The sequence below is a fragment of the Microcoleus sp. CAWBG27 genome (genome assembly GCF_020883145.1).
GTDB lineage: Bacteria > Cyanobacteriota > Cyanobacteriia > Cyanobacteriales > Microcoleaceae > Microcoleus.
On record NZ_JAHREU010000031.1, the window covers coordinates 52767 to 77150 of the forward strand.

The following is a 24384-nucleotide window of genomic DNA, read 5'->3' on the forward strand; positions in this document are numbered from 1 at the left end:
TACTATATGTAGCCTGCACTCTATCGTACTTGACTGCTATTGATAATTTGTAGCCATCGCCCCCACTTCAAACTTGCCTTTTTTGGGCGAACTCTGCTGGTATTACTCACAAAAAAACCCATTTCTGACTTTAGAGGGATTTATTCTTCAGCTTCAAAGGCCATAATCAGCAGTAAGGATGACATAGCTAGATAACTGATTTACTACTCATCCAGATTGCACGAATCAAGGCTTCTGTAAGATAAAGCCTGACAAAACAAACCACCATCTAAAAAGTCCCAAATCCCCTAGTTAAAAGTTAGGGGCAGATTTCAATATGCCTAATTCGGCATCAAACTTTAGGAGGTAATTTATGTTTGAAAGCGAGTTATTAATGTCGCTGTACAGTCCCAAATTCAATATTGCTCAAATGCCAGTAGAAATAGATTTCCCGTTTGAGCACCCCGATCTCGGAGGGCTGATGTTTCTGAGTCCTCAGTTTTTTGTGGCATTAATCGCCGGAGTCATCATGGCTTTTGGCTTCCAATTCCTGTTAACAAATTTCTCGATCGCTGCTAAAATCTCCAACTGGGACGAGGCTTTACCCGACGATGACGATGATGAGTCCGAAACTTTGGGTACTAAAGTTCGCAAGATCGAAGGCTTGGTCGGCGGTTGGATTTTAGTTACAGTTAACCTAGCTTTATTTTTAGCTTGTTTTCTGGCGGTCAAACTAACTTCAATTGCCTCGGTAGACGGAGCGGCAATTATTGGTGTGGTCATTTGGTCGGCGTACTTTTTAACGCTGGTATGGCTCGGTTCTAGCGCCGTCGGTTCGATGATTGGTTCCTTGATTAAAACTGCTTTTTCCGGCATTCAAGGTGTCATGGGTACTGCTGGTTCCGCGATCGGCGGCAAGATGGCTAGCGACCAAATGGTCAACACTGTAGAGGCGTCTGTGGCTGCTGTCCGCCGCGAGTTGGGCTCGGCTGTAGACCCTGATAGCATTCGCGAAACCATCCAAGATTATGTCGGTTCTTTGCAGTTACCGAAGCTGGATGTTAAGGAAATTCGCGGTCAATTTGAAAAGTTGCTGGGCGATACTGATATCAAATCTCTGGCGGGAAGCGATGTTCTGAAGAATATTAACCGCCAGACTTTTGTGGATTTAATTAGCAGCCGCAGCGATTTTTCTAAGGATGAAGTCAATCAAGTGGCCGACCAACTCGAAGGTGTTTGGAAGCAAACTTTCGGCAAGCAGCAATATAAGAAAGACCCGAATTTAGAATTGATTGATTTTCTGAAATTTGCGGCTCCAGATTTGCTGAAGTCTGATGAACTGAATGCCAAGCTATCTCAAATTCTGGAAACTCGGGAAAACAAATCGGAATCCAGCAGCGGCATGAAGCGCGCGATGCAGATGGGTGTAGAAGCTCTTGTCGGCACTGTTTTGTCGCGGACGGATTTGTCGGATTTGGATGTGGAAAAAATCTCTGGTCAGTTACAGCAATTGACTGAAAAAGGCAAGGAACAAGCTAAATTTTTGGCTTCTAAGGTGGGCGACAAAGTGCCTGCGCTGCCTTTCAATACGGCTAAGGCTGATGTGGAAAATTACTTGCTGAATGCTCAACCTTGGCATCTCAACCGAGAAACTATCAAGCAGGAATTTAGGGATGTTATTTACGATGCCGAAGCTTCTCCGGGAGCTGTTTTGCGCCAGTTAGAGATGTTAAATCCTGAGTATTTTGCAGGCATTCTGGGCCGCCGCGAGGGCTTCAGTCAGGAACAGGCTGCGGAAATTTCTGAACAGCTTGAAAGCGTGCGCCAAGAAGTTCTGGAAATTGTGCAAGGTGCTGCTGGTGAGGAACAGTCTCAGGATTTGCACAGCCGGATTGAGAATTATTTGCGATCGACTGGTAAGGAAGAATTGAATCCTGAAGGTATCGAGAAGGACTTCCAAGCGCTGTTGGAAGATCGCGATGCTGGTTTTGAGGCTTTGCGCGATCGCCTGTCACACTTCGATCGCGATACCTTGGTGCAGTTACTCGGCCAGCGGGAAGATTTCAGCCCTGAGGAAGCGGATCAGTTAATCGGGCGTCTGGAAAGTTCGCGCGATCGCGTAATTTCCAAAGCTCAAGAATTGCAAGAGCAAGCGAAATCGAAAGCGCAAGAAGTGCGCCAAAAGGTAGAAGAGTATCTCCGCAATACTAATAAGGAAGAACTCAATCCTGAAGCGATCGAGCGCGAGTTTCAAACGCTGTTAAGCGACCCGCAAGCTGGCTTGAAAGCGCTGAGAGAACGCTTGTCTCAATTCGATCGCGATACTCTGGTGCAATTGCTGTCGCAGCGCCAAGATCTCAGCGAGGAACAGGTAAATGGGGCGATCGACAAAATCGAATCCGTGCGCGACAACATTATCCACGCACCGCAAATTGTTGCAGACAAAGCTAAGCAGCAGTACGAGGAAGTTACGGCCAAAATTGGCGAGTACCTGCGGAATACGAACCTGGAAGAACTCGATCCTGAAGGCATCAATCGGGATTTGACCAAATTGTTTGAAAATCCGAAAGAAGGTGCCTTGGCGCTGCGGGAAAGACTTTCTCAGGTCGATCGCGAAACCTTGGTCAAGTTGCTTTCGCAGCGAGAAGATTTGAGCGAAGAACAGATAAATCGGACGATCGATCGCGTGCAAGATTCAATTCGCAGCATCGTGAAATCGCCCCGCCGCTTGGCATCTCGCGCTCAAAAAACTGTCAAGGATTTCCAAGGAAGTTTGGAAAATTACCTGCGGAATACGGACAAGGAAGAACTCAATCCTGATGGTATCAAGCGCGATTTGCAGTTGCTGTTTAACGAACCGGGAGCGGGGATGCAAAGTTTGGGCGATCGGCTGAAGCACTTCGATCGCGGTACGCTGGTAGCATTCCTGTCCCAGCGGGAAGACATTTCGGAAGAGGAAGCTAACCAAATTGCCGATCGTATTGAATCTGTACGCAACGAGTTTGTCGAACAAATGCAAATGGTACAAGACAAGTTCCAGTCAACAATTGACGGTATTTTCTCAAAAATCCGGGATTACCTAAATTCGCTCGATCGGCCAGAGCTCAATTACGAAGGAATCAAGCGGGACTTCCGCAAAGTATTTGACGATCCGCAGGCCGGATTTGACGCGATTAAACAGCGTTTGGGTGAATTCGATCGCGGTACTTTAGTAGCGCTGCTGAGTTCTCGTTCTGATATTTCCGAGACAGACGCTCACCGAATTGTTGACCAAATGGAAGGAGCCCGGGACAGCGTTATATTGCGCGCCGAACGCCTGCAAGGTGAAGCCAAAAAACGGATTAAAGAGATCAAAAACAAGACCAAGCAGCAAGCAGAAGATGCGCGGGAAGCCGCCGCAACTGCTGCTTGGTGGTTGTTCGGTACGGCTCTAACTTCTGTGGTGGTTTCGGCTTTGGCTGGAGCAATAGCAGTCGGCGGTATTTCGGGTTTGTTTAGCTAGAATTTCCACAAGTTTCAATTAAGCTTCTCCTGATTCTAGGCTGGCTGTTTGTCAGCCTATTTTCTTGGGAATCCTATTATCTCGGTTCCAACGGTAAAAAAAGGTTCGTAGTGAGGACTTTAGTTCGCAAAAATTAAGAAGGACTGAAGTCCTCACTACGAACCTTACTGTAGAAAGTTGGTAGTGAGTACTTTAGTCCACAAAAATCAAGAAAGACTGAAGTCCTCACTACGAACCTTACTGTAGAAGGTGGGAATGGATGAAGAAACTATTATTCCCGTCCCTCCTGACTATCAACTTCCCGAAGCTGGAAAAGCTTTATTAGGAAAGATTCAAGGCATGGACTTTCAAAAGCAAATTGATTTTCTGCGCGGTACAGTTTTAGAAATGGGTGCCGAAGCGGCTCCGGGCGCTGGCATTTAATTTGAGTGCATCTCAGTTTTGTATTAGGTACGTTGTTGCGCTTTAGCGCTCTTTGAGATAGACAAGAGCGGGAGCATCTCAGTTTGGCATTTATAGTGCGAGCTGTCCCAAGATCGCGACAGCACTGTAATAAAAAAATGTTTTTTGGAAAACAGAGATGCTCCCTTTAATTTGAGTAAAGTAACGTGGCATTAGACCTTGGAAAAAAATAGCTAGGAATGGGCTTTCCTGCCAGTTCCAAGATTTGATTAAAGGACTTTTTTAAAGATATAGCCCAATACGGTTTACTTAACGCTTTTGATGAATTTCATCTGACGATTTTTGGATTATAAAGAGGTGAAGTAGATATTAAGAATATTTTACCGCAGAGAACACAGAGAACACAGAGAGGGGAGGGATAAAAGGTTTTTTTCCAAAACCCTCGCAATACTCTTCCCTCTGCGCCAAAAGCGCCCCAATACGGTTCAAAACTCTTCTCTTGATGGAGTGGATTGTATTTCAATACGGTTTACTTAATGCTTTTGATGAATTTCATCTGACGATTTTCTGGCAATATAGCCATTTTGGGCAAGTCAGATTTTTCTTAAGTAAACTGTATTGAGATATAGCCTTTCTAAAAAAGATGAGTTATTACTGAAAGCTTCTACAGCCACATAAACCCAGAGGGCCCAAGCCCAACAACGTCCGCGAATCTTTCTGATAGCCGCTATATATTTATATTGCCCACCTACCGATTCCAGCTAATAACTGAATTCAGCAGCTATGTTTCCCACAACTTCGGGCGCACTTGCAATTAAACGCATCTCTTCGCAGCCAACTGCGAGCAATGGCTGACCTAACTTCAAACTGGCAAAATGACTATTTTCAGGTATTTCTATTTCGCCTTTAATCAAGCCGGTGCGAGACTGAAAATCTCCTTTAAACATTAGCAAATTTGTGCGATCGGCGCTAAAAACATTTCCGCTAAAAGGTAGGGTAAATACAAAACTTTGTTGGCTGTAATTGAGACTGCACAGTTGCAGATTTCCTTGGCTAACTGTGACGCGGTAGCCTAGCGGTGATGCTTTTACCGAATCGCTGCCTTCCCAATTAAATTGAGCTAATTCTTTAGGAAGTCCCCAAATTTCGCGCCCGCCAGCTACTGAGTTAGGGTTGTCTACGTAGATGTGCGAAATCCAAGCGCCCCATTTTCCTGCATAACTGGCGATCGCGCTAACTACAATTAACTCATTGTACTCCATCACGGAACCCAGCCCGTAGGAGGATATATAAATGCCACCTAGCGTTTTTCCTGGCAATAAACAGACAATTTCTAACTCAGGGGGAACCAAGGGGCGCACTCGTGCTACATCTACCAATTGCAAAGTCTGAACAGCATAACCTTGCAGGTGCCAAGGAGCAGGTGAATATACCATTTTAAGGGATTTTAGGTCTGATATTTTATATTTATTTTAGCTTAGAGCCTACAACAGCAACAGGTTTTGGTATTTTTCATAAAATCCCGGTATATTCACGCATAAGAAAGATTAATCTGCGAATAGCGAGCAATTAGTTGACATTTGAGCAAAAGTTAAATATCGTCTACTTAGTGAATATTTAGAAGGAACCTAAACCTGTATGCTGACATCTTACAAGCCAGATGTTTTCGATAGTTTAGATCATTTTTTCACGGCAAGAGACCTGCTGGAACAAGCCCAAGACAACATGACCGAACTCGGTGCTATCATCCGCAGTCATGGCTTGCAAAAACAGGTTGGTATCTGCTTGCTTCACAAACACTTTGACCTCTCGGATAACGAGAGGTTGGTTGAAGAGTTTGATGGCAACAATGCTTATGTCAAGCCAACCGCAGACTACGGCGATGCTATTCCTTATATGTGGAAGGTGGAACAAAATCAAGCATCTGGCGAATTGGTTTGGTTTCCCTTAGAATTTGTCCGCGTTACTGAAGCTGTGTCGGCAGCAGTTGAACGCTCAGCAGCAGTTGTCAATAACTCGGAATTTCTCCATGAAATTGCGGGTAAACTGTCAGAATTGGGAATGACTGGAATGTTCGGGATCAGCATCTTGCACCGAGATGCTATTAAGGTTGCTGAGGGCGAAATTTTGGTGGAAAGCACAGACGACGAAGCCCGTGTCTTGACTCTTTCTTCCGTTCCTCGCCAGAATGTCGATCGCACAACTTTAACACAAACTCTGTGGCAGTTCCAGAATGCTGAAGGGTTTGAGGTTGGGGCGATGTGTTCTCACTGCACTCACTGCACGCATTGCACTCACTAAGCAAGATTGTCAAAGTATAAAAAGTTTGTAGTAAGGACTTTAGTCCTTCCAAGTTCGCAGTCAGGACTTTAGTCCTTCCAAGTTCGCAGTCAGGACTTTAGTCCTCAAAAGTTCGTAGTCAGGACTTTAGTCCTCAAAAGTTCGTAGTCAGGACTTTAGTCCTCAAAAGTTCGTAGTCAGGACTTCAGTCTTCAAAAGTTCGTAGTCAGGACTTTAGTCCTCAAAAGTTCGTAGTCAGGACTTCAGTCCTCAAAAGTTCGTAGTCAGGACTTCAGTCCTTGCTTTACAAACTTGGAAGATAGGACTAAAGTCCTTACTACGAACGGGAAACTGGGAAGATAGGACTAAAGTCCTTACTACGAACGGGAAACTTGGAAGATAGGACTAAAGTCCTTACTACGAACGGGAAACTTAGAAGATAGGACTAAAGTCCTTACTACGAACGGGAAACTGGGAAGATAGGACTAAAGTCCTTACTACGAACGGGAAACTTGGAAGATAGGACTAAAGTCCTTACTACGAACGGGAAACTTGGAAGATAGGACTAAAGTCCTTACTACGAACGGGAAACTTGGAAGATAGGACTAAAGTCCTTACTACGAACGGGAAACTGGGAAGATAGGACTAAAGTCCTTACTACGAACGGGTTTTTAATAAGTGCGATTGAGCAATATTAAATAATGTGCAATCTCCGTCAAAGTATAGTAATTTATCGCTGTCAAAATCGGGAGTTGGAAACTACAAAAGAGTGCACAATTCCCCGAGTGTGGCTGAGTTCGGGTACGCAGCTAGCTGTTGACACTTCGCCCGATCGCCTTCAGTATTGTGAAGGTGCTTTTATGCCCAGAGAACCTTGGAGGGAACCGACGCCCGCAGAGTCGGCCCTGCTTTGGACAGACGAACCGCCACCCCACTATGCGGGTGTGGGAATTGTGCGTTTACCTGCGGATGTTTTGGCTTTGTTGGCTGATACTGCTATCGCTTCGCTAACCACTCCCCTACAGGTGGCTGAGTTTAAGTCTCAGGAAAAATGCGGACAGATACTCGATCGACTAATTGACTATTTTAAGCCTTTTTGTCTGTCGGATTCGCCACCAGTTATCAGCGGTATGGGAGGCCGACAGCCGGGATTGAGTACGGCGACAATTGATAACAAACGCGGTTGTCGCAACGGTTTGCATACTGATAGTTGGGACAATCTGCCCCTGGATAAAAAGCAGGAGGCTACTAATCGGATTTGTGTGAATTTAGGGCGGGATAGCCGTTATTTTTTGTTTGTGAATTTGACTGAGATGGACATTTTTCAAATGCTGGGATGTTCTGATGCTGATCTTGGGAAACCTTGGACGCGACAGTTAACTTATCAGTTTATTCAGCGCTATCCAGAATATCCGGTGGTGAAGCTGAGAATTGCACCGGGTGAGGCTTATATTGCACCGACTGAAAATATGATTCACGATGCTTCTACGGCAGATATGAAGCATTTGGATGTTAAGGTGATGATGCGCGGTTATTACAGGATTCCTGTATGAGTTTTGCGGTTATACCAATTTTTTATGAGGCCCCGTAGAATTCCGAAATCCGATCCCCCCTAACCCCCCTTAATAAGGGGGGGACAAGATTCCGATCAAAGTCCCCCTTCTTAAGGGGGATTTAGGGGGATCGGGATATATGCAACTTCACATTAAATTGGTATTATATCGTTTCCAATTGTATCGTCAGGTGATTTAACCGCAGAGAACGCAGAGGGCGCAGAGAGAGAAGAGAGAGATGAATAATTCCGATGCTACGGGATTTGATATTAGCGAGGCCCGGGCGAGAGGATAATACTTTCAAATATCTTTTCTAAAGACACCCAAAACAATGGGAGAAATTGCATATTTTGGGCAGCGTCGAAGCCCACCCGACTAATTTGATTGTTTATTTAAATACAATTTAAATGCAGAACAACTTAAACGATCGCGAAAAATTGCAACAGTCGATCGCGCTTTACGAAAATGCGATCGTCCAAAATCCCAATTCGCCCTCAGCTTACCACGATTTAGGAAAAGCCCTGCAACAAAACGGCCAAATTGCCGCAGCAGTCGCCTGTCACCAAAAAGCTATTCTCCTGCAACCAAACTTTACCGCCGCTTACTTCCCGTTAATGTACGCGCCCCTCCCCAAAGATTCTCCTCTGATTGACGGTTTGGTGGCTCTTTACCGGGAAGTTATCGAGATTTTGCCAAATTTTCCCTTAGCTTACATTAACTTGGCTGTGGCGCTCAGCAAGCAGGGACAAATCCAGGAGTCGATCGCACTTTTTCAAACCGCAGTCCGCTTGCAAACTGTAGCATCTCGCCCGGAACTGTCCCAAGTTGAATGGAATTTAAGGCGATCGCGCGAACCCGATTTCATCATCATCGGTTCTCCGAGGTGCGGCACAACTTCGCTCTACAAATATATCACTTCGCACCCTCATATTTTACCCGCTGCCAATAAAGAAATCTGTTTCTTCTCAGAACATTTCAACAAAGGATTAGCTTGGTATCAAGCGCACTTTCCGCCGCCAATAGACGCGCATCATTTTTTGACAGGAGAAGCAACTCCGACTTATCTGACTCACCCGCTAGCTGCGTCAAGATTGCACGGATGTTTGCCAAAAGTCAAGCTGATTGTGATTTTGCGAAATCCAGTCGATCGCGCTTTGTCGCACTATCAAATGCTGGTGAGGCGCGGAACGGAATGCAGGACGTTTGAAAAGGCGATCGATGCTGAGTTGCAATTACTTTCTGCAGCTACCGAAACAAGTTTAGCAGATAAAAGTTTTTGGAAAGATTGTCATTATATTTATAAGAGTCTTTATGCTTGCAGCCTCAAACAGTGGATGAATCTTTTTCCCAAAGAGCAGTTTTTGATTTTGCAGAGTGAAGAATTTTATGCGAATCCGGCTGCGACACTCAGCCAAGTCTTTAATTTTTTAGATTTACCAGATTATCAACTCCGCGACTACAAACAATATAACGGTGGTAATTATCAGCCGGCGAATGATGTTGTCTGTCAGCGACTGCGCGAGTATTTTCAGCAGCACAATCAAGAATTAGCCGAATATGTGCAGAGACAATTTATCTGGTAAGTATCGTATACTGTAGGGTGTGTCAGCTTCTGACGCACCCTACTAGAATCGCGCAGAGGGTTTGGAGTTGCTTTATAATTAGACCTCTTGCAAAAATAATTTTCTGATATATCAGAGTGCCTACCCCTATCTATCGGGGCAACCTAGGGCAGTTTTATTGTCGTCAGACAAATTAGGTATGTTGTTGCGCTTTAGCGCTCTTTCCTGATATTATAAAGAGCGCTGAAGCGCAACAACGTACCTTGAGAAAGCGAATGGGGAGGTGCAAGAATTGTTGACTACTGATGAAGTAATGGCTGGGACAAAAGTTATAATGACTCACGCCCAAAGGCAAGCATTTCTCAAAACATCTCGCCTTGGAGAGATATTTGGTGTTGCTCATTTGCTACCTGAAATTGAAGATGTGGCACACAAAGTACATGAAGAGTTAGTGAGGATGTCGCTGGTGCGGGATCGTCTGAGGATTAACATTTTCACTTTTAAAACTCAGATCGTCCTGCTCGCTTGGCTATTATATATTTCTGCTAGCGAGCAAGACGATCGCACGGAGTGAAAAATGCTTGGAATGAAAATCGGGATGACTCCGGGGATGTTTCTGTCCCCGGCTAATTTATCCCTCTACTCTGCAATGTTCGCCAAACCTACTTACTCGCATAACCAGTGTTCACCAAAAACTCGCGCAACTTCCCAAAGAATTGAGTGCGATCGCGCCCTTGATAAACTCCCTCCAATAACCGCCAGCCTTCCGCCTCCTGGCCCGCCACATACTTGCTCGCCATGAAGGCCGCCAACACGCCTTTTACCTCTGCATCTTCGCTTAACCGCTTCCGAGATTCCAGCCACAGCTCAGCACCATTGGTGTATACTTCGACGAGATACTGCTTCGTCACATCTTCCATTTTGCCCGATCGATACTGCCAAATTTGCAGCGGTAAGCGAGAGTCCGCATAATTGGTAAAAGCCTCGGCAAATCGCCCGTCCAGACTCTTGAACTCCGGGATATCGTTTTTGCCAAAATCGACAATTTCGTAACTCACATTGCCCCAAAAATGCTTGATGTGAGTGTATTTCTTTGCGGCTGAGTCGTAGCGGTAAATAAACGAATAATTGCAGCAACGGACGCCGCTGTTAAGTGAGACTAAATCTGCCAGCACTTCCGGTTCCTTGTCGCCGTCCAAATCACGGATTCGCACGGATAACAAACGCCCTTCGGATACTTCATCGCTGGCTTTTTTGTCGGGATTGTCTGCTAGAGAACGAGTGGGAATCAGCACTGGTTCTTCTAATAAATTTTGACCGTTACGGATGATTTTGATGCGGATATTTTTAGCATTTTCTGCTTCTTTCACAAAAGACACTTCTGCCCTAATTTTCCCAGACTCCGAGATTTCCGTGGTTCTCGGCGGGCCGATATTCGGCGGAACTTGCGCGATGTATTGCGAGGGAACTAAGGCTGTTTTGCCGGGTTTGGCGATCGCCTGACACAGAAAAGTTGCTACTTCGGCGCGAGTAGCATTGCGTGTCGGTTCTAGCTGTTTGACTGCGGGATAGTTGACTACAAGTTGTTTTTCGGCGGCGGCGGCGATCGCATTTCTCGCCAATTCGGGAATGTCTCGCGCATCTTCAAAAGTCGCATTCAAAATCTCAGGCGCTGAACCAGTAGGCGTATATTTCAAGCCGCTGCTTAAGGCTACCAAAACCTGCCAGCGGGGAATGTTCAAAGTCGCGTTAAAAATACTGCCGCTGGAACCGGACATAAAACCTGTTTGATAAACTTCTCGAATTGCTTTATAACCCCAGTAATTCGTGGGAATATCTGCAAAGTCGATCGGATTGCGGACGGTTTTGGCATCAGGAAAAGCCCTCCGCAGCATCGCAGCAAATTCAGCGCGGCTGACTGGGCGGTTCGGGCGAAAAGTGCCGTCTTCGTAATAGCCGCTGATGATTTTTTTCTCGGCTAATTCTTCTATGCAGGCTTGAGCCCAATGGTCTTTGACATCTTTAAACTTGGCTTCTGCCAATGCTGGCGCTACATTTAAGCCGGGAAACACTAAATTTACGATGATTGTGCCCAGGGCTACTACTAAAGCGATGACAGCTTGACGTTTGTGCGATCGAACCATAGAACAGACTCCTCTAGTGGCAAATTGGCGATCGAAGCTTTCGGAAGCTTTACATAATATCAGGTGTTAGGTGTTAGGTGTTAGGTGGGCAATTGTCAACTGTCAACTGTCAACTGTCAACTGTCAACTGTCAACTGTCAACTGTCAACTGTCAACTGTTTATTTAGAATCCAAATTCATCTCGATCGACAATTTTGTTTTCATGGTTGATTCTTCTGGATTACCTGCAATTTTAAAAGTCATTTCAGCATTAGAATTGATAGAAACGACGGAACGAACAGGCATTAATTGATCCAGTCGCATTATAACTTCTCCTTGACCCTGAGACATAAAAGATTTTACCGCCATAGTAGAGCCAGCAGGTAATTGGGGTAAAGTCAAATTTTGGGGATTTGCTTGTTGTTCTACGCTAGTTTTGAGAGTGGCAACTCCATCTTGCAAGTCCATCAATTCATAGATAGCAGTTTGATTTACATTCATGCCACCAGTATTAGATGGAAAAGAAATACGCCATTTTGCACCTTTGCCAACTGCTTCTGCCGGTAGCGGCGAGGCAAGCTGCTGTAAGGATTTAGACATATTTTCAACTATTTGTTTGACGCTATTATCAGCATCTTTCGGTAAAGTAAAGCTACCTCCTTTATTAGAACCCCGACTATCCATGATGAAATTACCTTTCAGTCCAACTAACTTCTTGACTGCGGATCGCATACTATCCACGGCGGCAGTTGGCAAACCTGAAGTATCGCCACCAATATCTGCGTTAGCGTAGGAAAACTCGTAATGAATATCTCCATTGCCATCAATTTTAGTGGCTTGTGTCTCTATAGTTAAGACCATAGTCGGAACTTTAGTCGGATTGATAGACTTCTCTCCCACGGATACTCCCATCTCTGTTTTCACAGTCATGGTAGTCGTTCTTTTGATACCTAAATTTGGTTTTAAACGCAGTTGCTGTCGGGGTTCCACTCCCGGGCTTAGCAGTTCGGTTTGAAAGGGTTTTGAGTTGACAGCAGGCGCGGATACGTCACCGGCTGGCTGCTGTACGACAATTCTAGTTTCTGTTTGGCTGGAAACAGGAGAAAGCTCGATCGCCCATCCGCACACCGCCAAACCCAAAGATGCTACAAACAGTATTTTTTTCATGAATTTATGAGAATTAGGACTTGCAGAGGGGTGCGTCAAAACCGGGTTTTGCGATCGCGCAATCGCGGGCTAAAAACCCACAATCTCGGTTAAAAAACCCGGTTTTTTGGTTCCCAGGAGCGATCGTACTGACGCCATCAGGCAGAAATTTGTTGCCAAAGGCGATCGATTGTTACAAAATTGTAACCTTTATACAACAGCAATGGAATAATTTTATCAGCAGAAGTCGCCACATCTTCGCCGCCGCAATAACCGTCGTGCAGTACAATTATTGAACCATTTTCTGTTTGCTGAACGACGCGACTCGTAACTTTCATCACCCCCGGCCGCACCCAATCTTCCGGGACAACACTCCACATTACCGGGCGATATTCCCACTGTTGCAATAACTCTAATGTTCGCGGCGTAAAAATGCCGTTTGGCGGCCGCACGTCGCGGATTAATTTTGGGTCTAAATCGCAAGCTTTGCTAATTGCTTTTTGCGTGTCTGCTAAACTGTGTTTGAGTTCGTGAGTTTTGAGTTTGGCAAACGATACGTGCTGGTAGCCGTGGAGGCCGATCCAGTGTCCGCGATCGTACACTTCTTTAGCCGTTTCTGGATGCCTGTCCACGCAAAAACCCAGCCAGAAAAAACTTGCTTTGATGTCGTATTTATCTAAAACTTTTAGCAATTGAGGTGTGTGCAGCCGGTGCGGCCCGTCATCAAATGTTAGGGCAATTTCTCGGCTGTTGATATCTCCCGTCCACAGACATCCGGGAAAAGCTGTTTTGAGAATGGGATGAACGACAGGAAACAAAGGTGCTAGGGGCATTGGTTAATGTTGCGAAAGTGCGATCGGGTAGAGTTTATGTAACTGCGCCTTTCTTTTGGCGCAGTTCAAGTATAACAAAAGTCAAATTTACTTTTTCTCAAGCTTAGCGTTTAGATATTATTGTATTGACATGACACCAATCATGTTAGAGATTATAATTTACCTGAGATAAATATAGCAATTCTCAGAAAGATTCGCGGACGTTGTTGGGAAGAAGGCCCTATAGGTCTAAGCGGTTATCGAGCTATCAGTTATACCTCATCTTTTTGAGAAAGGCTATATCGTGATGCCAGTTAGCTATTTAGTTAACTTGCCAGACTTTAAAAGCCTAAGTTAGGAGTTTTAATTCAATCAAGTAAAGCCTTTCATTATATACCATTACTCAATGATTCATGCAGATATCTAAGGGCCGTGCCCCGCACCTGCCCTCCGATCGATCGGGATATTCACGAGAGGATTGCCCTACAAAAATTATGCAACTGATTTAGGATTGCCATAGCATAAAATTATTTTGCAAGAGGTCTATTTTATAATTGTGAATAGTAACTTGTGAAAAACTTAACTTTTCTGGTATTGCACAAACTTGCCCTGTCAAGTACAATCAACAGGCTGACAATCTAAAATTGAGAAAGCAAATGCAAAAATACGTTTGTACAGTTTGCAATTACGTCTACGATCCAGAAGTAGGCGACCCCGACGGAGACATACCGCCCGGTACAGCCTTTGAAGATATCCCCGACGATTGGGTTTGTCCCACTTGCGGGGCTGCAAAATCCGATTTTGAACCAGAAGAATAAGCGAGAAAAAATTTGTCCGATCGAATGCTAAAAATTACAATCATAGGCGGGGGTGCAGCGGGTTTTTTTAGTGCAATTACCTGTGCCAAAACCTACCCGCAAGCCCGCGTCACTTTATTAGAAGCAGGCCGCCAACTTCTAGCAAAAGTTCGCATTTCAGGCGGCGGACGCTGCAATGTTACTCATGCTTGTTTTGACCCCGGTGTTTTAGTGCAGAATTACCCCAGAGGTGGAAAAGCTCTGCGCGGTGCTTTTACTAGATTTCAACCCCGCGATACTGTTGATTGGTTCGCCAGTCACGGCGTTAAATTGAAAACAGAAGCAGACGGGCGAATGTTTCCGATTACAGACGATTCGGAGACAATTGTTAACTGTTTGATCCGCGCTGCTGAGGATGCAGGCGTGAGAATTCGCACTGGCGATGCAGTCGTTTCAGTAAAGAAATTAACCGGGAATACCGCAGCAGAGGGCGAAAACGGTTCGGGCGGGCACGGGGGCACCGCCCCTACGGATGAAACTGGGTTTGAAATAGAGTTGAAATCGGGGGAAGAGTTGAAGTGCGATCGCATTTTGCTAGCTACAGGCAGCAATCCGTCGGGTTTCAAATGGGCAAAAGAGTTAGGTAATACTGTAGAAGTGCCAGTCCCTTCTCTATTTACTTTTAATATTGCTGATAACAGAATCAAAGATTTAGCCGGGGTTTCGGTTCCGAATGCTAAGGTGAAATTGCCGGGAGCAAAATTAGAACAAAGCGGGCCTTTGTTAATCACTCACTGGGGTGTCAGCGGGCCTGCTGTACTCAAACTTTCGGCTTGGGGTGCGAGATTTTTGCACGATCGCCATTATCGAACATCTGTGCTGATTAATTGGCTTCCCCAGTACAATGCGGAGGTTTTGCGACAACAACTGCTAGGGGTAAAATCGCAGTTGTCGCACCGATTAATCGTCTCTAGCTGTCCCTTTCCGATGCCGCGCCGCCTCTGGGAACGTTTGACAAGTTCGATCGGCATTGACGAACAAAAACGCTGGGCTGACTTATCCAATAAGGCGATCGATAAACTCCTCCTCGAACTCGTCCAAGGCGAATATCAAATCGCAGGAAAAGGCGCATTTAAGGAAGAATTCGTCACCTGCGGCGGTGTCAACCTCAAGGAAGTGGATTTCAAGACAATGGAAAGTCGCCGCTGTCCCGGACTTTTCTTTGCTGGCGAAATCTTGGATATCGACGGCGTGACGGGCGGTTTCAACTTCCAAAGTGCGTGGACTACGGCGTGGTTGGCCGGAATGGCGATCGGCAAATGATACTATTTTAGGCTTTGAGATTGGTCGATCGAGGTTTGGGAGTTGCGATCGGCTTGCCAGTATTAAATTTTGTGTTATTTTTGAAATAAGGCGCACCAACTGTGCGTCAACTTCAGAATGCAGACAAAATTCGCTGTTTTGCGTACTTAACATCGGGTGAGAGACATGAAAAACTTGAATCTACAAACCCTAAAGTTCGATCGCCACCTTGACTCACCTTTCCTCGAAAACAACGGCTTACTGGAATTCAACCCCAAATTTATCACTCCCGAATTTTTAACAACCTGGACGTTTGAAACACACCTGTACGACGAACAAGTTGCGATCGACCACTTTGTCATCACATTTCCCAGTCGCACTCAACTCGAAAACTACGCCGAATCTTTTCGCCCCTTCGGCGCCAAAACAGTTGAAGGCCCCGACTTATTCCCAATCAACTTTTGTTCGGACAACATTAACATTCCCTCCGATTTATGGCTGCATTTAATGACATTATTAATGCCAGCCGGAGGCTTAGTAGTATTGGATGCGCCCCACGCAGCCGGCGACCAAACGCATCGCTTCCAGCAAACAAGGGGATTAAAAGCAGTTCACCACGTCGCGCTCCGAGTTGAAAACGTACAGAATGCTGCTACAATATGGCAAAATAAAAACTTTAAACCGCTATCCGATCGTCCTTTAGATGCTGGCTCATTAACCCAGTGGTTTCTGCAAAACCCCGCCGGACAAATTATCGAATTAATCGAACGGCGCCCCGGCAATAACGCCACTTTCGACTGCAAAAATATAGCAGGTTTGCGCCTGAGCGAACAAGTTCGGCAACGGATTCGCTCGGCGGATGTAACCGATGTCAGTCAAAAGTCTGAGGAAACGCGGCTCAAATAACAAATAACAACCAATGTCCAATGCCCAATGCCCAATGCCCAATTCCCAATTCCCAAACATATGATTGCAGTAAAAGTTCCAAAAGTCACTTTTCAACCACCGACATTCAACTCAATTGAAGAAGAACGCCGCCACCGCAAACAGCGTTTAGCCGCCGCACTCAGATTATTTGGTCGTTTCGGATTCACCGAAGGAATTGCCGGACACATCACCGTCCGCGACCCCGAACACCTAGATTATTTCTGGGTAAATTCCTTTGGAATGCACTTTAGTTTAATTGGAGTCAGCGACCTAATTTTAGTCAACCACAAAGGCGAAGTTGTTGAAGGAAATAAATCCGTAAACGAAGCAGCATTTGCCATTCATTCGCAAGTTCACGCAGCCCGGCCCGACGTTATCGCAGCAGCCCACGCCCATTCTCCCTACGGCAAAAGTTGGTCGAGTTTGGGCCAGTTACTCGACCCGCTGACTCAAGATGCTTGTTCTTTTTATGAGGATCACGCTTTATTTGACGATTACACCGGAGTTGTTTTGGAAATCGAAGAAGCTAAACGTATCGCCAAAACTTTAGGAGATAAAAAAGCAATTATTTTACAAAATCACGGACTGTTAACAGTAGGTGAAACAGTAGATGAAGCAGCTTGGTGGTTTATTGCAATGGAACGTTCTTGTCAGGCGCAGTTAATGGCCGAAGCAGCCGGAAAACCCATTCTCATCAAGCCAGAATGTGCTCGTTTGACACAGCAGCAAGTAGGCTCTCACCGCATGGGATGGTTTAGCTTTCAACCACTTTATGACATGATTGTGCGCCGAGAACCAGACTTGTTAGATTAGCTATGTGGTGATAATTGGTAGGGTGCATCGCTACCAGATATTCAACAAACTTGTAGATTATAGATGGAGCCCCACCCTACTCTAGACTTGTAGGGTGGGTCATACTTTTATGCTGACATCGATTCCAACCAAGTTATCAAATCCTGTTGACTGGTAAAATCTAGCAAAATTTCTCCTAAATCATCTAATTGTTGGGAAGATAACTGCTGGATGCGAGTTTGGATTGTTGCTGGTATTTCACCAGTACGCCGCGCGATTTGACGCATAATTAATGCTATTTGTCCCTCAATTAGACCTTCTTGACGGCCTTCTTGGCGGCCTTCTTGCATCCCTTTGATAACAGCACCGCGTTGGTCTTCAAAAAACATTTCCCGTTTTTCTAATGCTTGTAATTCCTCAAGGTTTAAACTTGACCGGTTGGCGATATTAAAAGCTGTTTGCATTTCGGGTACTGATGCAAATTTTTCCGGTATTTCCTCCAGTTCGGGAGCATTTTTGATAAAATAAGTCCAACTCTGAATCAAGCCTTCAACTTCTTCTAATCTTTTATTGAATTTAGGTAGCTCCAGAAAAAATAACTCTATTTCTCTGTAATATTCGATGTTTTCTTCGACTTCTTTAAAGACAAAATGGGTGAGAAATTTGTCGGTGTTTTCAAACAAAACAAAATCGGTAATTGTTAAGGCAATTAAGGGATTTAATTTTGAGTAGCCTTCTCTTGGTTTGAGTTGAGTTGCGTAGGTTTTGGCTGCATTATAGATGACGCGCTTGGTAAAAGCTTCTACATTAATTACCTGCATTTCGATAATTACAGTTGTGTTTCCTGTAATTTTTGCTTTGACATCCAGGTAAGTGTCTTTTAAACCAGTAATTGCTGGTGCGGCGTAGGGGTCGATGATTTCTAAGTCTTGAATTGTCGGCTCTGCGTTGTAGAGCATGGCATTCAGGAAGCTAATCAAAACTTCTTTGTGCTGGGGCGATGCAAAGATTTTTTTGAAGCCAAAATCTGTTTTGGGATTGATGAAGTTCATAATTGGTAACGGGTAAATTGTAATTGGTAAATCCTGTGGCAGAACCAAACTTATGCTGACACTGATTCCAGCCAAGCAATCAAATCTTGTTGACTGGTAAAATCTAACAATATTTCTCCTAAACTCTCTAATTTTTCAGCCGATAGCTTCTGGATGCGAGTTTGAATTTCCGGCGAAATCTCACCAGTACGCCGCCGGAGTAGACGCATAATTAATTCTATTTGCCCCTCTATTTTACCTTCTCGACGACCTTTAATCACAGAACCGCGCTGGTCTTCAAAAAACATTTCCCGTTTTTCTAATGCTTGTAATTCCTCAAGGTTTAAATTAGACCTATTGGCGATATTAAAAGCTGTTTGCAATTCCGGTACTGATGCAAATTTTTCCGGTATTTCCTCAAGTTCGGGAGCATTTTTGATAAAATAAGTCCAACTTTGAATCAAGCCTTCAACTTCTTCTAATCTTTTATTGAATTTAGGTAGCTCCAGAAAAAATAACTCTATTTCTCGGTAATATTCGATGTTTTCTTCGACTTCTTTAAAGACAAAATGGGTGAGAAATTTGTCGGTGTTTTCAAACAAAACAAAATCGGTAATTGTTAAGGCAATTAAGGGATTTAATTTTGAGTAGCCTTCTCTTGGTTTGAGTTGAGTTGCGTAGGTTTTGGCTGCATTATAGATGACGCGCTTGGTAAAAGCTTCTACATTAATTACCTGCATTTCGATAATTACAGTTGTGTTTCCTGTAATTTTTGCTTTGACATCCAGGTAAGTGTCTTTTAAACCAGTAATTGCTGGTGCGGCGTAGGGGTCGATGATTTCTAAGTCTTGAATTGTCGGCTCTGCGTTGTAGAGCATGGCATTCAGGAAGCTAATCAAAACTTCTTTGTGCTGGGGCGATGCAAAGATTTTTTTGAAGCCAAAATCTGTTTTGGGATTGATGAAGTTCATAATTGGTAACGGGTAAATTGTAATTGGTAAATGGTGTTTAATTGTGGAATATTCATTATAATATTCCTTCCATTTCTAAGTCTTCAATAATCTGCAAACCGCGCGGGTCTCCGACTCGCAACAGCGAAGATTTAGCATCGTCGCGCACGCCCATGTCTTCATCTTCTTCTAAAGATTCAATTAAAGCGTCGATCGCCCCAGCGTACACTACATTATTCGGCAACTCGCGCGCCAGTTGCCCGATCGCCCAAGCGGAATTACTGCGAACGGCAGATACAGAGTCTCTTCGCAATGCTTGAATCAACGGTGGAATCCCGGCAATCACCACATAGTAACCAACTTTTGCCATTTGACCCAGAGAACTCGCCGCCCACAAACGTACCGCCGAAATATCAGTTCTCAGAGCATCAATTAAGGGCGATAAAGCGCGGTGATCTCTGCAATTTCCCAAGGCCCAAACTACCCCTTTGCGAACGTAACCGTTCCAATCGCGGTTGAGTTGCTCGATCAGCGGTTCCACAGCATCGGGACTTGGATTTCGCCCCAAAGCATAGGCCGCACTCACCCGCACCAAGGGACAACCGTCTCTTAACAAATTAATTAAATGCGAAATCGCGCGATCGTCCTGGAGTTCGCAAAAAGCCCGCGCCGCCATCATCCGGTGCTGAGGTTCCGGCGATTCCAGCAAAGGCAGCATTTCCTCTGGATCTGGTAGCGGGGGTTCGGATTCATCAAAATGATCCAAAGGGCTTTCCAGTTCCGTATCAAGATCGAGGGCGTTGGTGTAGTCGTTATTGTTCATAAAAAAACTTTACCGCAGAGAGGATGCTACGGGCGCAACTGATTCAGCGGTAAATATAAATTAGCATTTCCGGCAATAAAAGCATTCCGATTCAACTCTCAAGTCCTCCTATTGTTCGCCTTGCTGGAGGAAGAGTCCTCATCATTTAGATGAATCCGAACTCTAGTTCTGACTGCAAACAAATACCTCTGGTTTTTCAAAGATCTTTGATCATCCATACAGAATGACTCTCATAACCTAATTTTTGATAGAGATTCATCGCAGGCTGATTGCTCAGAAAAACTTGCAAACCAATTTGCCGATCGCCTCTTGAACGCGCCCAATTTTCTGCCTGAATAACTAAAGCTGCACCGAGTCCCTGACGGCGGTGCTCCGGTGCTATGTAGAGCAGAAAAATGTGACCGTGGCGTTCTCCAGTGGTTTGGTCGATCGCATTTCCCAACCACAAACATCCGACAACTGATGTGGGATTTGCCGACTGCGAGGGGATCCCGGAAAAACTTTCTCCCTCGAACGGGCTGTTTTTCAGGCACTCTACCCACCAAAGCGGCGTCTGTTTAGAAAAATACTGCTCGACAGTTTGAGCCAAATGTCCCAATTCGCGATCGGGGTAAAGCTCTCGGTAAGTATGGTGCAGGAACTTTAGCAGTTTTGCGCGATCGAGTCCAGAACCCGATCGCAGCCCGTAGCCCGGTATCAACTGAGCAGACATCAGCGAATTTCGACAGGGAGAGAGGAATAATTGAGCCCCAAGAAAATAGGATTCACGGATACCGCTTGCTTTTGCGGGATCGGTTCCTCAATCGGTGCTGGGGCAGCCATGTCAGCCGGCAAAAAGATGCGAGCGCTGACTGCTACCAGAGCCACGAAAAATACTAATATTGCGATCAATGGAGCAATGTATTGACGAATGATAGTCATAACCGCAAAAAATGATTTTTGAGTAGATATTATCAAGTGTACCATACAAATCTTGTCAGTTATAATGGCTGATAGTGGAAAATTAGCTCAAAACCAGAGCGATCGCAAATACCAACAAACACCAAATAAAATATTATGAGTGCCTCGCCTGCTGTTTATGAAGCTCTGGCTAAGTCAATTGTTTTTTTGAATCAAAAGCCGAACGCGCAAAATCAAGTTTCGCGCTTCCTGGACACTAACGGCTACTATATCGATCGCATATTGGACGACAAAGAAACCGGATTTTACGCGATCGGCTTCGGTTCCTCTGACCCCACCAAACCGCCAGTCCTCGTATTTCGAGGTACCGACTTCATCGACGGCGACGCTATGTTTTCTGCCTCCCGCGACATAGGCTTACCCGAATTTGAAAAAAACAAAGATAGTATCAAAAACTGGCTCGCAGAAATCGGTCAAGATACTGCCAAAAACCCCAGCAAATTATTACCCGATGTCGTCGGCCACAGTTGGGGCGGAGCGATCGCTCAAATTGTAGCCAGCGAATACACATCTCTGAGCGGCGATATCTTGACTTTCAACTCTCCCGGAGTCTCAGCGAATATCGCCAGCAATTTTCGGAGAAATCTCAGTAGGGCAGGCAACAAAAATGTCAGTCACTACATTGTCAGCGGAGATATTGTCAGTTTGTTTGGCGAAGCATTTATCCAGGGAAAAGTATTTCTCCAAACTTTCACAGATCCTAGTATTAATCCCTTAAGTGTTTTAGCCAAACATCGCAGAGAAAATTTGTTAACTGCTCCACCCGCAGATTTTTTCCAGAGGCAATTTTCCCTTGAAAACTTAAACAGTCCCGAATTTACCTATAGTAACAACGACTCAGATTTTAACGAGTTTATTGCTGCACTAAATTTTCCCCTAGCAAATGTGTCAGTGGCAATCAGAAACCGAGCCGGTGCAGAGAGTTTGAGAACAGCCTCAGAATTTTCGTTTGTGGACTTAATCAGACAAATGCAATTCGGTTTAGCTCCCCTGCAAGCAAATTATTTATTAGGCGACGCTCGCAACAATACTGCTAGCGGTGGCCCTGGAGAGGATACAATTATCGGCAACGCCGGTAACGACACCCTCAGAGGCAATCGAGATAATGACAGCCTCAGTGGCGACAGTGGCGACGACTTCTTGTACGGTGGCAGAAACAACGATTTTTTGGATGGTGGCGACGGAAACGACCTCATTTCCGGCGAATTTGGCAACGATTTTTTAATTGGCGGTGCAGGGCGCGATCGCTTTGTATTAGAATCCGGTGGCGGAGCAGATGTGATTGTCGATTTTAAAAAGGGTGAAGATTTAATTGGCCTATCGCGGGGTCTAACTTACCCTCAAATTATTGTTACCCCAAGTGCTGAGGGAGCTGTAATTACTATCCCGATTACAGGGGAAATTATTGCTACCGTCAGAGGCGTGTCGGCTAACGACCTCACGCGACCGGATTTCGTGCAGATTTAATGGATAAAAATAGTAGTTTGGGTAGCGCAACAACTGCAAGTTCTTGCGCCGAAATCTTTTTTGGTGTGTTTTTTGCTATTGCGAAATCCGCTGCCACAAACCGACTATTGGGTGATTTAGGAACGCGCAATAGGAGAAATCAATATTGTTTATCAACCTAATTTACTGTAAAATGAGTTGATTAGCTTAAAAAGCCAATCCCAATCAAACCACAGGAAATAACAAAAATATGCCATCCTCCCCCGCCGCTTACGAAAATATAGCCAAGCAGCTTGTTTACATAGATAACAACCCCCAGTTACAAACTGTAGTTCAAGCTGGTTTGACGGCTGCCGGCTACCGAATCGATCGCACTTTTGACGATCCCCTAACGGGATTTCACGCGATCGGCTTAATCTCCACCACCCCAGACAAACCGCCAGTTCTAGTATTTCGCGGCACCGACTCCCTCGTAGACGATATTGCCAATGCAGACAAGCGAAGCATCGGCTTCAACCAATTTGAAGCCAACAAACAAGCCTTAGGAACTTGGCTGACACAAATCGGTCAAGACACAACAAAAAACCCCCGCCGCTTGCCACCAGACCTTCTCGGGCACAGCTTGGGCGGCGCCATAACGCAACTAGCCGCCACAGAATTCACATCTGCGATCGGAGATATTGTTACCTTTAATTCTCCCGGAATTGCTCAAAATATAGTCAATACATTTAAGCAGAAAGCGAGTGCAGGCAAAAATGTAACTCACTATATAGTTAGTGGCGATTTTGTTAGTTTGGGAGGAGAAGCTTTTATCCCCGGAAAAGTAGTTCTTGAAACATTTACTAACCCGATTATTAACCCGCTACTTGTCTTGGACAAGCACACCCAAAGTGGTTTGTTAAGCTCTCCTCCTCCCGGTTTGACCAAGACAGAGATATCTGTAGACCAGTTGAGCCGCCCGGATTTCAATTTTACAGATTCAGATTATTTAGAGCTGTTAGCAGGCTTAAACTTTGCGCTGCCACCCTTAGGGAAAGCCCTGGCTTCCCGCAGCAGTTTAGAGCAATTGAGAACCACTCCGGGAACCTCTTTTCTCGGAAACGTTCTTGCAATGAGAACTGCTCTCGACCTCTCCCAAATTAATAATTTAGTAGGCGACGATGCCAACAATACAACCTCAGGTTTGGGAGGGGACGATATTATCACTGGTAATGGGGGAAACGATACTCTCAGCGGCAATAAAGGTAACGATATTATCAGCGGTGGCCTCGGCAACGATCAGTTATTCGGCGGCAAAGGAGATGACAATTTGAGCGGGGGAGACGGCGACGATACCCTCGTTGGCGGAGTAGGTGCAGATTTGTTAATTAGTGGCGCTGGACGCGACGTATTTGTGTTAGGAGCAGGCGCCGGTACAGATACACTTCTAGACTTTCAACAAGGTCAAGATTCAATTGGTTTGACCAGAGGTTTGAGCTTCAACCAACTGAGAATTACTCAAGCCGATATTTCAACAACCATCGAAATTGCCAGCAGTGGAGAAGTTCTTGCCAGTTTCTTCGGCATACTAAGCAGTCCGCTAACAGCCAGGGATTTTATTTCGATTTAGTTGGTGGCTATAGCAATCCTAAAGGTATGTAGTTGCGCTTGGGCGCTATACGCTTATATTATGAAGAGCGCACTTTGCCCAACTACGTACCTAATTTTTGGATTGCTATATGGGGTAGGAATACAACATTTTTGTGTCCTATATTTTAGCGCTATACGCTTATATTCACCAAGAGCGCTGAAGCGCAACTACGTACCTAATTTTTGGATTGCTATATGGGTAGGGCTACAACATTTTTGTATCCTATATTTTAGCGCTATACGCTTATATTCACCAAGAGCGCCCAAGCGCAACTACGTACCTAATTTTTGGATTGATATCTGGGTAGGGCCACAACATTTTTGTATCCTATATTTTAGGGTTCTTCGCTTATATTCACCAAGAGCGC

At 45.0% G+C, this 24384-nt stretch carries 21 protein-coding genes; 12 read left to right on the forward strand and 9 right to left on the reverse strand.

Translation table 11 applies throughout. From position 1 onward, the window contains the following. The first annotated feature begins 352 nt into the window (after nt 1–352). Together QZ938_RS18030 and QZ938_RS18035 are read left to right on the forward strand one after the other, a co-directional pair. Nucleotides 353–3481 carry an MFS transporter gene (locus QZ938_RS18030; protein ID WP_293352559.1) on the forward strand — a complete coding sequence of 1043 codons (3129 nt, stop codon included), beginning with the start codon at nt 353–355 and terminating at the stop codon, nt 3479–3481. 255 nt (nt 3482–3736) lie between these two features. Next, nucleotides 3737–3904 (forward strand): orange carotenoid protein N-terminal domain-containing protein, encoded by a 168-nt coding sequence (locus QZ938_RS18035; RefSeq protein WP_293150924.1) that lies wholly within the window; start codon nt 3737–3739, stop codon nt 3902–3904. A gap of 740 nt (nt 3905–4644) precedes the next feature. Here the strand turns inward: QZ938_RS18035 and QZ938_RS18040 are convergent. Next, nucleotides 4645–5319, reverse strand: coding sequence for an acetoacetate decarboxylase family protein (locus tag QZ938_RS18040; RefSeq protein ID WP_293150921.1), 675 nt, complete (start codon nt 5317–5319; stop codon nt 4645–4647). A gap of 202 nt (nt 5320–5521) precedes the next feature. On the opposite strand from QZ938_RS18040, the gene QZ938_RS18045 reads away from it, so the two are divergent. The 4 genes from QZ938_RS18045 to QZ938_RS18060 all read left to right on the forward strand — a co-directional run bounded on the left by QZ938_RS18045 (nt 5522) and on the right by QZ938_RS18060 (nt 9852). Beyond that, nucleotides 5522–6184: a glycerol-3-phosphate ABC transporter substrate-binding protein gene (locus tag QZ938_RS18045; RefSeq protein WP_293150918.1), complete on the forward strand. Its 663-nt coding sequence runs from the start codon at nt 5522–5524 to the stop codon at nt 6182–6184. A 680-nt stretch (nt 6185–6864) separates the two neighbouring features. Beyond that, nucleotides 6865–7716, forward strand: a complete 852-nt coding sequence (locus QZ938_RS18050) for a hypothetical protein (RefSeq protein WP_293150915.1) — start codon at nt 6865–6867, stop codon at nt 7714–7716. A gap of 407 nt (nt 7717–8123) precedes the next feature. Then, nucleotides 8124–9299, forward strand: a complete 1176-nt coding sequence (locus QZ938_RS18055) for a sulfotransferase (RefSeq protein WP_293352561.1) — start codon at nt 8124–8126, stop codon at nt 9297–9299. 262 nt (nt 9300–9561) lie between these two features. Continuing rightward, nucleotides 9562–9852, forward strand: coding sequence for a protochlorophyllide oxidoreductase (locus QZ938_RS18060; RefSeq protein WP_293352563.1), 291 nt, complete (start codon nt 9562–9564; stop codon nt 9850–9852). Nucleotides 9853–9940: 88 nt separating this feature from the next. Here QZ938_RS18060 and QZ938_RS18065 read toward each other — a convergent pair whose 3' ends face one another. The 3 genes from QZ938_RS18065 to QZ938_RS18075 all read right to left on the reverse strand — a co-directional run bounded on the left by QZ938_RS18065 (nt 9941) and on the right by QZ938_RS18075 (nt 13380). After that, on the reverse strand, nt 9941–11422 hold the full coding sequence (locus QZ938_RS18065; RefSeq protein WP_293352565.1) for an S-layer homology domain-containing protein: 1482 nt from the start codon (nt 11420–11422) through the stop codon (nt 9941–9943). Nucleotides 11423–11581: 159 nt separating this feature from the next. Next, a complete protein-coding gene (locus QZ938_RS18070; RefSeq protein ID WP_293352567.1) occupies nt 11582–12568 on the reverse strand; it encodes a hypothetical protein in 987 nt (328 codons plus the stop codon). Between the two features lie 137 nt (nt 12569–12705). Then, a complete protein-coding gene (locus QZ938_RS18075) occupies nt 12706–13380 on the reverse strand; it encodes a polysaccharide deacetylase family protein (protein WP_293352569.1) in 675 nt (224 codons plus the stop codon). A gap of 635 nt (nt 13381–14015) precedes the next feature. On the opposite strand from QZ938_RS18075, the gene rd reads away from it, so the two are divergent. The 4 genes from rd to QZ938_RS18095 all read left to right on the forward strand — a co-directional run bounded on the left by rd (nt 14016) and on the right by QZ938_RS18095 (nt 17198). Next, the gene (gene rd, locus QZ938_RS18080; RefSeq protein ID WP_293150900.1) at nt 14016–14177 is read left to right on the forward strand and encodes a rubredoxin; all 162 of its coding nucleotides are present in this window, start codon (nt 14016–14018) and stop codon (nt 14175–14177) included. Nucleotides 14178–14201: 24 nt separating this feature from the next. Further along, the gene (locus tag QZ938_RS18085; protein WP_293352571.1) at nt 14202–15479 is read left to right on the forward strand and encodes an NAD(P)/FAD-dependent oxidoreductase; all 1278 of its coding nucleotides are present in this window, start codon (nt 14202–14204) and stop codon (nt 15477–15479) included. A 165-nt stretch (nt 15480–15644) separates the two neighbouring features. Next, entirely contained in the window at nt 15645–16364 is a 720-nt protein-coding gene (locus QZ938_RS18090; RefSeq protein WP_293150894.1) for a hypothetical protein, read from the forward strand. Between the two features lie 60 nt (nt 16365–16424). Further along, complete coding sequence (locus QZ938_RS18095) at nt 16425–17198, forward strand: class II aldolase/adducin family protein (RefSeq protein ID WP_293352587.1); 774 nt, start codon at nt 16425–16427, stop codon at nt 17196–17198. Between the two features lie 107 nt (nt 17199–17305). Here QZ938_RS18095 and QZ938_RS18100 read toward each other — a convergent pair whose 3' ends face one another. The 5 genes from QZ938_RS18100 to QZ938_RS18120 all read right to left on the reverse strand — a co-directional run bounded on the left by QZ938_RS18100 (nt 17306) and on the right by QZ938_RS18120 (nt 20902). Continuing rightward, nucleotides 17306–18304, reverse strand: a complete 999-nt coding sequence (locus QZ938_RS18100) for an Rpn family recombination-promoting nuclease/putative transposase (RefSeq protein ID WP_363318858.1) — start codon at nt 18302–18304, stop codon at nt 17306–17308. Next, nucleotides 18280–19179, reverse strand: a complete 900-nt coding sequence (locus tag QZ938_RS18105) for an Rpn family recombination-promoting nuclease/putative transposase (RefSeq protein WP_293352573.1) — start codon at nt 19177–19179, stop codon at nt 18280–18282. The genes QZ938_RS18100 and QZ938_RS18105 overlap by 25 nt, the downstream gene beginning before the upstream one ends. Before the next feature lie 55 nt (nt 19180–19234). Beyond that, nucleotides 19235–19981: a HEAT repeat domain-containing protein gene (locus QZ938_RS18110; RefSeq protein WP_293150888.1), complete on the reverse strand. Its 747-nt coding sequence runs from the start codon at nt 19979–19981 to the stop codon at nt 19235–19237. Nucleotides 19982–20177: 196 nt separating this feature from the next. After that, the gene (locus tag QZ938_RS18115) at nt 20178–20693 is read right to left on the reverse strand and encodes an N-acetyltransferase (protein WP_293150885.1); all 516 of its coding nucleotides are present in this window, start codon (nt 20691–20693) and stop codon (nt 20178–20180) included. Beyond that, nucleotides 20693–20902 carry a hypothetical protein gene (locus QZ938_RS18120; protein WP_293150882.1) on the reverse strand — a complete coding sequence of 70 codons (210 nt, stop codon included), beginning with the start codon at nt 20900–20902 and terminating at the stop codon, nt 20693–20695. The genes QZ938_RS18115 and QZ938_RS18120 overlap by 1 nt, the downstream gene beginning before the upstream one ends. 135 nt (nt 20903–21037) lie before the next feature. Here QZ938_RS18120 and QZ938_RS18125 point away from each other — a divergent pair, with 135 nt between their 5' ends. Next, the gene (locus QZ938_RS18125; protein WP_293352575.1) at nt 21038–22408 is read left to right on the forward strand and encodes a calcium-binding protein; all 1371 of its coding nucleotides are present in this window, start codon (nt 21038–21040) and stop codon (nt 22406–22408) included. 229 nt (nt 22409–22637) lie between these two features. After that, entirely contained in the window at nt 22638–23996 is a 1359-nt protein-coding gene (locus tag QZ938_RS18130) for an Mbeg1-like protein (protein ID WP_293352577.1), read from the forward strand. Nucleotides 23997–24384: the final 388 nt, after the last annotated feature.